This is a genomic window from Gordonia sihwensis (assembly GCF_029632925.1).
GTDB lineage: Bacteria > Actinomycetota > Actinomycetes > Mycobacteriales > Mycobacteriaceae > Gordonia > Gordonia sihwensis.
Map to the genome: position 1 here is coordinate 1,831,922 of NZ_CP121248.1, position 12,809 is coordinate 1,844,730.

The 12,809-nt window shown below is 68.7% G+C and carries 13 protein-coding genes; 12 read left to right on the forward strand and 1 reads right to left on the reverse strand.

The features are described from left to right. Positions 1–14: 14 nt before the first annotated feature. The 9 genes from efp (at position 15) to pyrF (ending at position 10,051) form a co-directional block, all read left to right on the forward strand. On the forward strand, positions 15–581 hold the full coding sequence (efp, locus tag P5P27_RS08830) for an elongation factor P (protein WP_006894802.1): 567 nt from the start codon (positions 15–17) through the stop codon (positions 579–581). 49 nt (positions 582–630) lie between these two features. After that, on the forward strand, positions 631–1,080 hold the full coding sequence (gene nusB / locus P5P27_RS08835) for a transcription antitermination factor NusB (RefSeq protein WP_006894803.1): 450 nt from the start codon (positions 631–633) through the stop codon (positions 1,078–1,080). Positions 1,081–1,241: 161 nt separating this feature from the next. Next, positions 1,242–1,727, forward strand: a complete 486-nt coding sequence (gene pyrR / locus P5P27_RS08840; RefSeq protein ID WP_045539089.1) for a bifunctional pyr operon transcriptional regulator/uracil phosphoribosyltransferase PyrR — start codon at positions 1,242–1,244, stop codon at positions 1,725–1,727. After that, positions 1,724–2,743: an aspartate carbamoyltransferase catalytic subunit gene (locus P5P27_RS08845; RefSeq protein ID WP_278127274.1), complete on the forward strand. Its 1,020-nt coding sequence runs from the start codon at positions 1,724–1,726 to the stop codon at positions 2,741–2,743. Before pyrR ends, P5P27_RS08845 begins: the two co-directional genes overlap by 4 nt. Then, positions 2,743–4,098: a dihydroorotase gene (locus tag P5P27_RS08850; RefSeq protein ID WP_278127275.1), complete on the forward strand. Its 1,356-nt coding sequence runs from the start codon at positions 2,743–2,745 to the stop codon at positions 4,096–4,098. Before P5P27_RS08845 ends, P5P27_RS08850 begins: the two co-directional genes overlap by 1 nt. Further along, positions 4,095–4,673, forward strand: a complete 579-nt coding sequence (locus P5P27_RS08855; RefSeq protein ID WP_039866783.1) for a PH-like domain-containing protein — start codon at positions 4,095–4,097, stop codon at positions 4,671–4,673. The genes P5P27_RS08850 and P5P27_RS08855 overlap by 4 nt, the downstream gene beginning before the upstream one ends. Next, positions 4,673–5,866: a glutamine-hydrolyzing carbamoyl-phosphate synthase small subunit gene (gene carA / locus P5P27_RS08860; protein WP_006894808.1), complete on the forward strand. Its 1,194-nt coding sequence runs from the start codon at positions 4,673–4,675 to the stop codon at positions 5,864–5,866. The genes P5P27_RS08855 and carA overlap by 1 nt, the downstream gene beginning before the upstream one ends. Next, positions 5,866–9,195: a carbamoyl-phosphate synthase large subunit gene (gene carB, locus P5P27_RS08865; protein WP_006894809.1), complete on the forward strand. Its 3,330-nt coding sequence runs from the start codon at positions 5,866–5,868 to the stop codon at positions 9,193–9,195. The genes carA and carB overlap by 1 nt, the downstream gene beginning before the upstream one ends. Before the next feature lie 13 nt (positions 9,196–9,208). Further along, on the forward strand, positions 9,209–10,051 hold the full coding sequence (gene pyrF, locus P5P27_RS08870; protein ID WP_278127276.1) for an orotidine-5'-phosphate decarboxylase: 843 nt from the start codon (positions 9,209–9,211) through the stop codon (positions 10,049–10,051). A gap of 123 nt (positions 10,052–10,174) precedes the next feature. On the opposite strand, the gene P5P27_RS08875 is transcribed toward pyrF, so the two are convergent. After that, positions 10,175–11,242 (reverse strand): alpha/beta hydrolase, encoded by a 1,068-nt coding sequence (locus P5P27_RS08875; RefSeq protein ID WP_278127277.1) that lies wholly within the window; start codon positions 11,240–11,242, stop codon positions 10,175–10,177. Between the two features lie 325 nt (positions 11,243–11,567). Here P5P27_RS08875 and mihF point away from each other — a divergent pair, with 325 nt between their 5' ends. Genes mihF through rpoZ form a run of 3 tightly spaced genes read left to right on the forward strand, consistent with a single transcriptional unit; the run spans position 11,568 to position 12,805 of the window. Next, entirely contained in the window at positions 11,568–11,882 is a 315-nt protein-coding gene (mihF, locus tag P5P27_RS08880) for an integration host factor, actinobacterial type (RefSeq protein WP_006894812.1), read from the forward strand. A 2-nt stretch (positions 11,883–11,884) separates the two neighbouring features. Continuing rightward, on the forward strand, positions 11,885–12,505 hold the full coding sequence (gene gmk, locus P5P27_RS08885; RefSeq protein ID WP_278127278.1) for a guanylate kinase: 621 nt from the start codon (positions 11,885–11,887) through the stop codon (positions 12,503–12,505). After that, entirely contained in the window at positions 12,506–12,805 is a 300-nt protein-coding gene (gene rpoZ, locus P5P27_RS08890) for a DNA-directed RNA polymerase subunit omega (RefSeq protein ID WP_006894814.1), read from the forward strand. The last annotated feature ends 4 nt before the right edge of the window (positions 12,806–12,809 follow it).

Genomic DNA, 12,809 nt, shown 5'->3' on the forward strand with positions numbered 1-12,809 from the left:
AGGAGACAACACATATGGCGTCGACCGCCGACTTCAAGAACGGCCTCGTCCTCAAGATGGAGGGCGACCAGCTCTGGCAGATTCTGGAGTTCCAGCACGTGAAGCCGGGCAAGGGCCCCGCGTTCGTGCGCACCAAGATCAAGAACGTCCTGTCGGGCAAGATCGTCGACAAGACCTTCAACGCCGGAGTCAAGGTGGAGACGGCGACCGTCGACCGTCGCGACATGACCTACCTGTACAACGACGGCACCGACTACGTCTTCATGGACGGCGAGACCTTCGACCAGATCACCATCGCCCCCGAGGTCATCGGCGACGGTGCGCGCTTCCTGCTGGAGAACATGACCGTCCAGGTCTCGACCCACGAGGGCGCGCCGCTGTCGGTGGAGCTCCCGGTCACCGTCGAACTCGAGGTCCAGCACACCGACCCGGGTCTGCAGGGCGATCGATCCACCGGCGGCTCCAAGCCCGCCACGCTGGAGACCGGCGCCGAGGTCCAGGTGCCGCTGTTCATCAACACCGGCGACAAGCTGAAGATCGATTCCCGCGACGGCAGCTACCTCGGCCGCGTCAACAGCTGACACACCGCACCACCGACGTTCCCCGAGCAAGACAGGCACTGCGACTCACGTGAAGAAACCCGGTACCCGCCACAAGGCGCGCAAGCGCGCGGTGGACCTTCTGTTCGAGGCGGAAGCCAAGGGCGTGAAGGCCACCCAGCTGATCGCTGAGCGGCGCGAGATCTACCCCACCGACGACAGCGTCGGAACGATGTACGAGTACACCGTGCGCGTCGTCGAGGGTGTCACCACGGACGCCTCCCAGGTGGACGCCGTGATCGAGTCGCATCTGGAGAACTGGAAGCTGCACCGGCTCCCGGCGGTCGACCGCGCCATTCTGCGGCTGGCCGTCTGGGAGCTGCTGTACGCGACCGACGTCGACATCGACGTCGTGCTCGACGAGGCCGTCGAGCTCGCCAAGGAGCTCTCGACGGACGATTCCCCGTCGTTCGTCAACGGCGTCCTCGGCAAGGTCGCCGAACTGGCCCCTCAGGTCAGGGCGGCGGCCTCGGCGGAGTAGACTGGCTGCTCGAGAGCAAGTTCTGGCTCGACAAGAGAATTTCCTTTAACGACCCGTCCAGTGAGGCGGAGAAGGAGGTCGACTTGGCTCCGCCGGTCGATCGTGCGCGCCCTCAGCGTGTGTTACTCGACGCTTCTGACGTCGGGCGCACGGTGGCACGCATGGCACATCAAGTGATCGAGAAGACCGCTCTGGACGCTCCCGACGCCCGTCGGGTCCTGCTCATCGGTATCCCCACGCGGGGCACCTCGCTGGCAGTGCGGCTGGCCGAGCGGATCGCCGAGTTCTCCGGCGTCCGGGTGCCGACCGGCTACCTCGACATCACGCTCTACCGCGACGACCTTCGCGACAAGCCCCATCGCCCGCTCGAACGGACGCTCGTCCCCGAGGGCGGCGTCGACGGCGCGCTGGTGATCCTCGTCGACGACGTCCTCTTCTCCGGCCGCACCGTGCGCGCCGCGCTCGACGCGCTGCGCGATCTCGGCCGTCCGTCCGCGGTGCAACTCGCGGTGCTGGTCGATCGCGGCCACCGGGAGTTGCCCCTGCGCGCCGACTACGTCGGCAAGAACGTCCCGACCTCCCGGGACGAGGACGTCGAAGTCCACCTGGTGGAGCACGACGGGATCGACGAGGTGGTGCTCCGATGAAGCACCTGCTCTCCGCCGCCGACCTGTCCCGCGGCGACGCGCTCGACATCCTCGACGAGGCCCAGCGGTTCGAGCAGGCGCTCGCCGGCCGTGAGGTCCGCAAACTCCCCACCCTCCGCGGCCGGACGGTGATGACCGTCTTCTACGAGAACTCGACGCGCACCCGCGTCTCGTTCGAGGTCGCCGCCAAGTGGATGAGCGCCGATGCGATCAACGTCAGCGCATCGAGTTCGTCGGTCAACAAGGGCGAGTCGCTGCGCGACACCGCCAAGACGCTGCGCGCCCTCGGCGCGGACGCCCTGGTGGTGCGGCACCCGGCATCCGGCGCGGCCGCCCAGGTGGCGCGGTGGACCAACGACGGCAGCGATGTCACCGGCCTGCCGACCACCGGCCCGTCGGTCATCAACGCCGGCGATGGCACGCATGAACACCCCACGCAGGCGCTCCTCGACGCCTACACGATTCGCCAGCGTCTGGGCGGTTTCGAAGGTCGCCGCGTGGCGATCGTCGGCGACATCCTGCACTCGCGCGTGGCGCGGTCGAACGCCCGGCTGCTCGCGACCCTCGGTGCCGAGGTGGTCCTCGTGGCACCGCCGACCCTGCTGCCGACGGGCGTCGAGACGTGGCCGGTCCGGGTCGCCACAGATCTGGACGCCGAGCTTCCGGCCGCGGACGCGGTGATGATGCTCCGGGTCCAGGCCGAACGCATGAACGGCGGATTCTTCCCGAGCGCGCGCGAGTACGCGGTGCGCTACGGGCTCTCGGACACCCGCATGGCGATGCTGCGCGACGACGCCGTGGTGCTGCATCCAGGCCCGATGCTGCGCGGCATGGAGATCGGCTTCAACGTCGCCGACACCCCGCAGGCCACCGTCCTCGAACAGGTCCGCAACGGCGTCCACGTCCGCATGGCGGTGCTGTTCCGCCTCATCGCGGGAGCCGAGGAGTCCATCGGCGGACCCGACAGCAGAACACCCGACAGCAGCGCCCCCGACGATTCCCGAGGAGTGAAGTAGTGTCCGTCACCGGTTCGGTCCTGATCACCAACGTCCGGCCCTACGGTGACGGCGACCCGGTGGATGTCGCCGTCGTCGACGGCGAGATCACCGCGATCGGCGCCGGCCTGCCGGCTCCCGAGGGGGCGGACACGATCGACGGCGGAGGCGGCGTACTGCTTCCCGGCTTCGTCGATCTGCACACGCATCTGCGCCAGCCCGGCCGCGAGGACACCGAGACCGTCGAATCGGGCTCGCGAGCGGCGGCGCGCGGCGGCTACACGGCGGTCTTCGCGATGGCGAACACGGACCCGGTGACCGACAACGCCTCGATCACCGATCACGTGTGGCGCCTCGGCCGGGAGATCGGTCTGGTGGACGTGCACCCGGTGGGTGCGGTCACCGTCGGACTCGCCGGCGAGCAACTCGCCGAGATGGGCATGATGGCCGACGGCGACGCTGCGGTGAAGCTGTTCAGCGACGACGGGAAGTGCGTGCACGATCCGGTCATCATGAAGAGGGCGCTCGAGTACTCGAAGGGGCTCGGAGTGTTGATCTCGCAGCACTCCGAGGATCCGCGGCTGACTGTGGGAGCCGTCGCGCACGACGGTCCGACCGCCGCGCGGCTGGGTCTGACCGGCTGGCCGCGTGCCGCCGAGGAGTCGATCGTCGCGCGCGACGCGCTGCTGGCGCGCGATGCCGGGGCCCGGGTGCACATCGCGCACGCGTCCACGGCGGGCACGGTCGAGCTGATCCGCTGGGCCCGCGGCCAGGGGATCGAGATCACCGCGGAGGTCACTCCGCACCACCTGCTGCTGGACGACTCGCGGCTGGAGACCTACGACGGCGTCAACCGCGTCAACCCGCCGCTGCGCGAGGAGACCGACAAGACGGCGTTGCGGGCGGCACTCGCCGACGGGATCATCGACTGCGTCGCCACCGACCACGCACCGCATGCGGCGCAGGAGAAGTGCTGCGAGTTCTCGCAGGCGCGACCGGGGATGCTGGGTCTGGAGACGGCGCTGTCGATCGTGGTGGAGACGATGGTCCGGCCCGGACTGCTCGACTGGCGCGGCGTCGCGCGAGTGATGAGCGAACGGCCGGCGCAGATCGTCGGCCTCGACGACCAGGGGCGGCCGATCGCCGTCGGTGAGCCGGCGAATCTGACGATCATCGATCCGGACGGTTCGTGGGAGGTCCGCGGCCAGACACTGGCCAGCAAGTCCGGCAACACCCCCTACGAGTCGATGCGGCTGCCGGGCGTCGTGCAGGCGACGGTCCTGCGCGGTCGGGTCACGGCGGCGCGGGGACCCGCGGCGCTCGACGACACGGTCTTTGACCCGGCGTTCGGCGAGACGGCGGGTGAGTGGCGGTGAACGAGGTCCTGTACTACGTGGTGGTCACCGTCGTCGCCCTCGCGGTGTGGCTGACGCTGGTGGCGATGGTGGTGCGCGGCTGGCGCAACCGGGGCCGCAGGCAGGCGGAGAGCGTCGGAGAACTGCCGGTGGCGCCCGCCGACCCGGGAGAGCTCATCCGCGGCCCGCACACCGGCCTGTACCTCGGCAGCACGATGGCGCCGAGCTGGCAGAACCGCATCGCGGTCGGCGACTTCGGAGACCGCGCCAACGCTCAGCTGTCGGCGTTCCCGGCCGGATTGCTCATCGAGCGCTCGGGCGCCTCGCAGATCTGGATCCCCGAGGAGTCGATCGTGGCGGTCCGCACCGAACGCGGGCTCGCGGGCAAGGCGATGAGCCGCGACGGTGTGCTGGTGATCCGCTGGGCGCTGCCGACGGGGATCCAGGTGGACTCCGGGCTGCGCGCCGACGACAAGTCGGTCTATCCGGAGTGGGTGGCGGCCTACGAGGAGATCACCGAGAAGGCTTTCCGCGAGCTCGAACTCACGGACGAACATGAATCTGGCACCAAGAAGACGAAGAAGAGAGACAAGTGATGAACAAAGCGGTGATGGTGCTGGAGAACGGCCAGGTTTTCACCGGTCAGGCGTTCGGCGCCACGGGACGCACTCTGGGCGAAGCGGTCTTCTGCACCGCGATGACCGGATACCAGGAGACGTTGACCGACCCGAGTTACCACCGGCAGATCGTCGTCGCGACGGCGCCGCAGATCGGTAACACCGGCTGGAACACCGAGGACAGTGAGAGCCTGCTCGGCAAGCGTTCGTCGGTCCGGTGGTCGGCGGACTTCATCGACCACCAGGATCCGGGGAAGATCTGGGTTGCCGGATACGCGGTCCGCAACCCCACGCGACGCGTCTCCAACTGGCGAGCCGGCTCGTCGCTCGAAGACGAGCTGATCGGTCAGGGAGTGGTCGGCATCGCGGGCATCGACACCCGCGCACTGGTGCGCGTGCTCCGGGACAGCGGATCGATGCGCGCCGGGATCTTCTCCGGCGATGCGATCGGCAGCACCGAGGAGATGCTCGACGCGGTCCGCGCCCAGCCGTCGATGGCCGGTGCCGATCTCGCGGCGCAGGTCAGCACGTCCGAGCCGTACATCGTCGAGGCGGCCGGCGGGGAGGCGAAGTTCACCGTCGCCGCGCTCGACATGGGCATCAAGGCCAACACCCCGCGCATGCTGGCCGCCCGCGGAGTGGAGGTGCACGTGCTCCCGTCAGACGCCACCTACGCCGACATCCGCGCTCTGAACCCGGACGGTTTCTTCCTGTCGAACGGGCCGGGCGACCCGGCGACCGCCGACGCGGCCGTCGCGCTGACCAGCGAGGTGATCGACGCGGGACTGCCGACGTTCGGCATCTGCTTCGGCAACCAGATCCTGGGACGGGCCTTCGGCCGCAGTACCTACAAACTCAAGTTCGGTCACCGGGGCATCAACATCCCGGTCCTCGACACCACCACCGGCCGGGTCGCCATCACTTCGCAGAACCACGGCTTCGCCCTCGAGGGCGAAGCGGGCGAGGAGTTCGACACCGACCTCGGCCGTGCCCGCGTCTCCCACGTCTGCGCCAACGACGGCGTCGTGGAGGGTGTGGAGCTGCTGTCCGGCCAGGCGTTCTCCGTGCAGTACCACCCGGAGGCCGCGTCCGGACCGCACGACGCCGCCAACCTCTTCGACAAGTTCGTCAACGTGATGGAGAACTCCGCCATGAAAGGAACCCGCGCGTAATGCCTCGCCGTACAGACATCTCCCACGTTCTGGTGATCGGGTCCGGCCCGATCGTCATCGGCCAGGCCTGCGAGTTCGACTACTCGGGCACCCAGGCCTGCCGGGTGCTCAAGGCCGAGGGCCTGCGCGTGTCGCTGGTCAACTCCAATCCGGCCACGATCATGACCGATCCCGAGTTCGCCGACGCCACGTACGTGGAGCCGATCACTCCGGAGTACATCGAGAAGGTCATCGAGACCGAGGCCGCCGGCGGCCACCCGATCGACGCCGTGCTCGCGACCCTGGGCGGTCAGACCGCGCTCAACGCGGCGGTCGGCCTGCATGAGAAGGGCATTCTCGCCAAGCACGACATCGAGCTGATCGGCGCCGACTTCGACGCCATCCAGCGCGGCGAGGACCGCCAGATGTTCAAGGACATCGTCACCGAGATCGGTGGCGAGAGCGCCCGCTCGCGGGTCTGCCACACCATGGAGGAGGTGCACGCGACCGTCGAGGAGCTCGGCTACCCGGTGGTGGTGCGGCCGTCGTTCACCATGGGCGGACTCGGCTCCGGCATGGCCTACGACGAAGCCGATCTGGACCGGATCGCCGGCGGCGGCCTGGCGGCCTCGCCCACGGCGAATGTCCTGATCGAGGAGTCCATCCTCGGCTGGAAGGAGTACGAGCTCGAGCTGATGCGCGACAACAAGGACAACGTCGTCGTGATCTGCTCGATCGAGAACGTCGATCCGGTCGGTGTGCACACCGGCGACTCGATCACCGTCGCACCCGCGATGACGCTGACCGACCGCGAGTACCAGATCATGCGCGATCAGTCGATCGCCATCCTCCGCAAGGTGGGCGTCGACACCGGCGGTTGCAACATCCAGTTCGCCCAGAACCCGCGCGACGGCCGCCTGGTGGTCATCGAGATGAACCCGCGAGTGTCGCGCTCGTCGGCGCTGGCGTCGAAGGCGACCGGTTACCCGATCGCCAAGATGGCGGCCAAGCTGGCCATCGGCTATTCGCTCGACGAGATCATGAACGACATCACCCGGGTCACGCCCGCGTGCTTCGAGCCGGCGCTCGACTACGTGGTCGTCAAGGCTCCGCGTTTCGCGTTCGAGAAGTTCCCGGGCGCCGACGACACACTCACCACCACGATGAAGTCGGTGGGCGAGGCGATGAGCCTGGGCCGCAGTTTCGCCGAGGCTTTTGGCAAGGTGATGCGATCACTGGAGACCAAGGCGGCGGGCTTCTGGACCGAGGCCGACCGGCCCGACCCGGCGACCATCGACACCGAGGCGCTGCTGTCGGAGGTGTCGGTCGGCAGGGACGGCCGCATGTACAAGATCATGCTGCTGCTGGAGGCGGGCGTCGGCATCGACCGGATCTACGAGGCGACCTCGATCGACCCGTGGTTCCTGGCCGAGATCGACGGCATCCGACAGATCGGTCACGAGGTCCGCGACGCCGAGAGCCTCGACGAGTTCACCCTGCGGGTCGCCAAGAGCAACGGACTCTCGGACCGCCAGATCGCAGTCCTCCGCGGTACCGACGAGGACGCGATCCGCGAACTGCGGACGGGCATGGGCGTGCGCCCGGTCTACAAGACGGTCGACACCTGCGCCGCCGAGTTCGAAGCGAAGACCCCGTACCACTACAGCTCCTACGAACTCGATCCGGCGGCGACCACCGAGATCGCCGCGCAGACCGAGCGGCCCAAGGTGCTGATCCTGGGCTCGGGACCCAACCGAATCGGCCAGGGCATCGAGTTCGACTACTCCTGCGTCCACGCCGCGCTCACGCTGTCGGAGGCCGGCTACGAGACGGTCATGGTGAACTGCAACCCGGAGACGGTCTCCACCGACTACGACACCGCCGACCGCCTGTACTTCGAGCCGCTGACCTTCGAGGACGTCCTGGAGGTGTACCACGCCGAATCGCAGTCGGGCACCGTCGCGGGCGTCATCGTCCAACTCGGCGGGCAGACTCCGCTGGGGCTCGCCGCACGGCTCGAGGCCGCGGGCGTGCCGATCGTCGGCACCAGCCCGGCCGCGATCGATCTGGCGGAGGACCGCGGCGAGTTCGGCAAGGTACTCGTCGAGGCGGGCCTGCCCGCACCGCAGTTCGGGACCGCCACCACCTTCGAGGGCGCCAAGGACATCGCGGCCGGAATCGGCTACCCGGTGCTGGTCCGCCCGTCGTACGTGCTCGGCGGCCGCGGCATGCAGATCGTCTACGACGAGCAGGGGCTGGCCGACTACATCGCGAACGCCACCGAGATCTCCGACGACCGCCCGGTGCTGGTCGACCGGTTCCTGGAGGGCGCCGTCGAGATCGACGTCGACGCGCTGTGCGACGGCGACGAGGTCTACATCGGCGGCATCATGGAGCACATCGAGGAGGCGGGCATCCACTCCGGCGACTCGGCGTGCGCGCTGCCCCCGATCACGCTCGGCGCCGATGTGGTGGAGCGGGTGCGGACCTCGACCGCGGCGCTGGCCAGGGGTCTGGGCGTGCGCGGCCTGATGAACGTTCAGTACGCGCTCGCCGGCGACGTGCTGTACGTGCTCGAGGCCAACCCGCGGGCGAGCCGCACGGTGCCCTTCGTCTCGAAGGCCACCGCGGTGCCGCTGGCGAAGGCGTGCGCGCGAGTCATGCTGGGCATGTCGATCGCCGAACTGCGCACCCAGGGCATCCTGCCCGCGGAGGGCGACGGTTCGGTCACCCCGGCGAACGCCCCGGTGGCGGTCAAGGAGGCCGTGCTGCCGTTCAACCGCTTCCGGCGGGAGGACGGGACCGGCGTCGACTCGCTGCTGAGTCCCGAGATGAAGTCGACCGGTGAGGTCATGGGACTCGACGACGATTTCGGCCGCGCCTTCGCCAAGTCGCAGGAGGCGGCCGGGGGAGCGCTCCCTCGCTCGGGCACGGTCTTCGTGTCGGTGGCCGATCGCGACAAGGCCTCGATCATCTCCCCGATGAAGCGCCTCGCCGACCTGGGCTTCACCGTTCTCGCCACCGGCGGTACCGCGGACGTGCTGCGCCGCAACGGTATCCAGGTGGAGACCGTGCGCAAGTACTTCGAGGCCAAGGAGGGTGAGCGGACCGTCATCGACGCCATCAGAGAGCGCAAGGTGGACCTCATCATCAACACGCCGTTCGGCACCGCCGGACCGCGCGTCGACGGGTACGAGATCCGTGCCGCCGCGATCGCCGCGACGGTGCCGTTCATCACCACCGTGCAGGGTGCGGGCGCCGCGGTGCTCGGCATTGAGGCGACGCTGAACGCCACGATGAGCGTGCGATCACTGCAGCGCCGCCACGCGGAGATGCAGGCGGGCAAGTGATGGAAGCTGTCAAGTGATAGAGGCGACGGCACGATCGTCCGGTTTCGCGGCGCGATACCGGGCGGTCGTCGCCGAGCGCGGACGGCTGTGCGCGGGAATCGACCCGCACGGGGCGCTGCTCGAGCAGTGGGGTCTGCCGGTGACCGTCGACGGGCTGCGCGCCTTCGCCGACGCCTGCGTCGAGGGCCTCGGTCCCACCGCCGCCGTCATCAAACCGCAGGTCGCCTTCTTCGAGGTCTTCGGCGCCGCGGGCTTCGCGGTCCTGGAGGATGTGATCGCCGGCTGCCGAGAGGCGGGGGCGGTGGTCCTCGCTGACGCCAAGCGCGGCGACATCGGCTCCACCATGGCGGCGTACACCGCGGCATGGCTCGACGACGCGTCGCCCCTGTGCTCCGATGCGGTGACCCTCTCGCCGTACCTGGGTTTCGGATCGCTCGAACCGGCTGTTCACAAGGCGCGGACCACCGCGCGCGGCGTCTTCGCCCTCGCCCGCACCTCCAATCCCGAGGGCGGCTCGGTGCAGACGGCCGACGCCGGCGGTCGGACCGTCGGACAGTCGATCGTCGACGCCGCCGCGGAGGTGAACGCCGATGGCTCCGGAACGGTCGGCGTGGTGGTCGGCGCGACACGCGAACACGGATTGGATCTGAGCCGCCTGGCCGGTCCCGTGCTGTCGCCGGGATTGGGCGCTCAGGGCGCCACCGCGGCCGATCTGGCCCGGATCTTCGACGGTTCGGATCCGTCGTGGCTGCTGCCGGCGGCCAGCCGCAGCATCCTGCGCGCGGGACCCGATCCGGCGGCCCTCGCGACTGCGGCGTCCGCGACCCGAGACGAGGTCGAGGCGGCGCTGCGGTAGCCGCTCACCACTGACGCGACACTCGACTACGGAACCCCCGTCCCGGACGGGGGTTCCGTCGTCGAACATCGCGGCTGTGCGGGGTCTGCGGGTTTCGCGGATGGCGCGGAGCCTCGGGGCCGTTCAGTAGCGGCCGATCTCCTCGCGGAAAGCGGCGATCGCGGGCCAGGTCTCCTGTTCGGCGATGGCCCCGGTCAGCAGTCCGAGGTGGCTGGTCTCGACGGTGTGGAACTCGGCGTGGACGGAGTCGGTGAACAGGCTCAGTCCGTGCTCGGCCGCCGCGTGGCTGACGATCGCGTCACGGTGCGAGCCGGCCATGAAGACCGGCGCCGTGATGGACGTGAGATCGACGGTGACCGATCCGAAGTGCAGTTCGCCGCGTGCGATCTCATCGCGCAGGATGAGATTCACCAGCATCTGCTCGCTGACCTTTCCCGGGTAGCCGGGCAGCGAGTTCTGGAAGCGGTCGATCACCTGCATGCGGACCAGCGCGTCGGTGTCTCGGAGGTTCGCCAGGATGTACTGAGGCTTGCGCAGTTCGCGATCCCACGAGCTCGCTCGGTAGGCGAGTTGTACGGCGATCGACGGGATGCCGCCCAGCGCGCGGAGCAGATAGGTGACCGGCTTGCCCTGCGTGGGTCCGAGCAACCTCCGGAGCAGGGGATAGGGCTCGATCTTCTGGTAGTTGAGCGGTGTGCCGACGGTGATGACCGACCGGATCGGCAGGTCGCGCTGTGCGGCCGCGGTCATAAGCGACAGGGTGCCGCCGAGGCTCCAGCCCATGAGGTCGACCGCGTCCGGCCCGGCCCGGAAATCGTCGATCACCTCGCCGATCGCGCGGGGGATGAAGGTGCCGAAGTAGTCCTCGAAACCGAGCCGGCGGTCGGCGTAGCCCACGTCGCCGAAGTCGATGACGTACGGAACGGTACCGGTGCCGAGCAGGAACTCGACCACCGAGTTGCCCGGCTGGGCGCCGGGTGCCAGGTCGTAGCAATGGGCGGGCACCGCCAGCGGCGGGACCAGCAGCACCGGGACCTGCCCGGACTCCCGCGCCGCCCGGAGCCGGTCGGCGGAACCGTAGCGGACGAGCCTCGCGTGCGGGCGCTCCGAGAGCACCACCGACTCGCTGGCGCTGGACGGGGCGAGGTCGTCGGTCAGGACACGAGCAAGGGTTCGAAGGTCACTGAGCATGGAGGGCACGGTACCTTGTGCCGCATCCGCCGTCGCACGCCGTGTTGTTCCCGGACGATCGATGTGGTTCCGAGGTGATCGGCGCTCTCCTGCGACACCGAGTGCGGGCGCGCCCGGTGCGCTTCACCGGAAACGGCGGCGGAGCGGGTACCGTTTGTGCTGGTCCGATTGCATGGGACTCCGATTGCATGGGACAAGGCGTCGAGCGTTAGGCTGGATCCGATTCGCTCGTAGGGGCCGCACGGCCCCGAAGCGGAAAAACACGAGATGTTCGTATAGCGTCGCGTGGACAAACCGAACTGTAGACACGAAAGACGGAGGAACCGTGGCTCTTCCCCAGTTGACCGATGAGCAGCGCGCTGCAGCGCTCGAGAAGGCGGCTGCCGCTCGCCGGGTGCGCGCGGAGCTCAAGAACCGCCTGAAGAGCGGCGGCACCAACCTGCAGCAGGTGCTGGCCGACGCAGAGAACGACGAGATCCTCGGCAAGATGAAGGTCTCGGCCCTTCTCGAGGCCCTGCCGAAGGTGGGCAAGGTGAAGGCGCAGGAGATCATGACCGAGCTGGAGATCGCTCCGACTCGCCGTGTCCGCGGTCTCGGTGACCGCCAGCGCAAGGCGCTTCTCGAGAAGTTCAGCTCCTGAGCGTGACCCGGGAGCACACCCGACGGAGGGGCCGACTGGTTGTACTGGTCGGCCCCTCGGCTGTCGGAAAGTCGACCGTCGTCGCACGGCTGCGCGAGCTCGTTCCCGATCTGTGGTTCAGCGTGTCGGCGACGACCCGCGATCCGCGGCCGGGTGAGGTGGACGGTCACGACTACCACTTCGTGAGCCGAGAGAAGTTCGACTCGATGATCGAGAACGGCGAACTCCTCGAATGGGCCGACATCCACGGAGGACTGCAACGTTCGGGAACACCCGCGGCTCCGGTGCGCGAGGCCCTCGAATCCGGCTCGCCCGTGCTGCTGGAGGTCGACCTGGTGGGATGCCGCAACGTGGTGACGGCGATGCCGGAGGCGACGACGGTGTTCCTGGCGCCGCCGAGCTGGGAGACTCTGGTGGAGCGGCTGACCGGCCGCGGCACTGAATCCCAGGAGGTGATCGACCGTCGACTGGATACGGCGCGGTCGGAGATGGCCGCCCGCGAGGAGTTCCAACACGTCGTGGTGAACGACGATGTCGACGCGGCCGCCGAACAATTGGTAAACTTGCTGGTTGGGCCGCCGTTAGAGGAGCAGGCCCAAGCAGAGACTTCGCAGGAGAATTGAGTGAGCACTCAGACCGAGACCGAATCAACCGTGGTTGTGGACGAGCCCGTCTACGACGCCCCGCTGGGTATCACCAATCCGCCGATCGACGAACTGCTCGAGCGCACCTCGTCGAAGTACGCCCTGGTGATCTACGCGGCCAAGCGCGCCCGGCAGATCAACGACTACTACAACCAGCTCGCCGAGGGCATCCTCGAGTACGTCGGCCCCCTCGTGGAGCCGGGCGTCCAGGAGAAGCCGCTCTCGATCGCGATGCGTGAGATCCACTCGGACCTGCTCGAGCACACCGAGGGCGAGTAGGCCC

Bases quoted from the DNA above. Each gene is read 5' to 3' on its own strand.
- carB (WP_006894809.1), top strand. From the start codon at position 5,866: ATGCCTCGCCGTACAGACATCTCCCACGTTCTGGTGATCGGGTCCGGC.
- P5P27_RS08845 (WP_278127274.1), top strand. From the start codon at position 1,724: ATGAAGCACCTGCTCTCCGCCGCCGACCTGTCCCGCGGCGACGCGCTC.
- efp (WP_006894802.1), top strand. From the start codon at position 15: ATGGCGTCGACCGCCGACTTCAAGAACGGCCTCGTCCTCAAGATGGAG.
- pyrR (WP_045539089.1), top strand. From the start codon at position 1,242: ATGGCACATCAAGTGATCGAGAAGACCGCTCTGGACGCTCCCGACGCC.
- P5P27_RS08875 (WP_278127277.1), bottom strand. From the start codon at position 11,242: ATGCTCAGTGACCTTCGAACCCTTGCTCGTGTCCTGACCGACGACCTC.
- carA (WP_006894808.1), top strand. From the start codon at position 4,673: ATGAACAAAGCGGTGATGGTGCTGGAGAACGGCCAGGTTTTCACCGGT.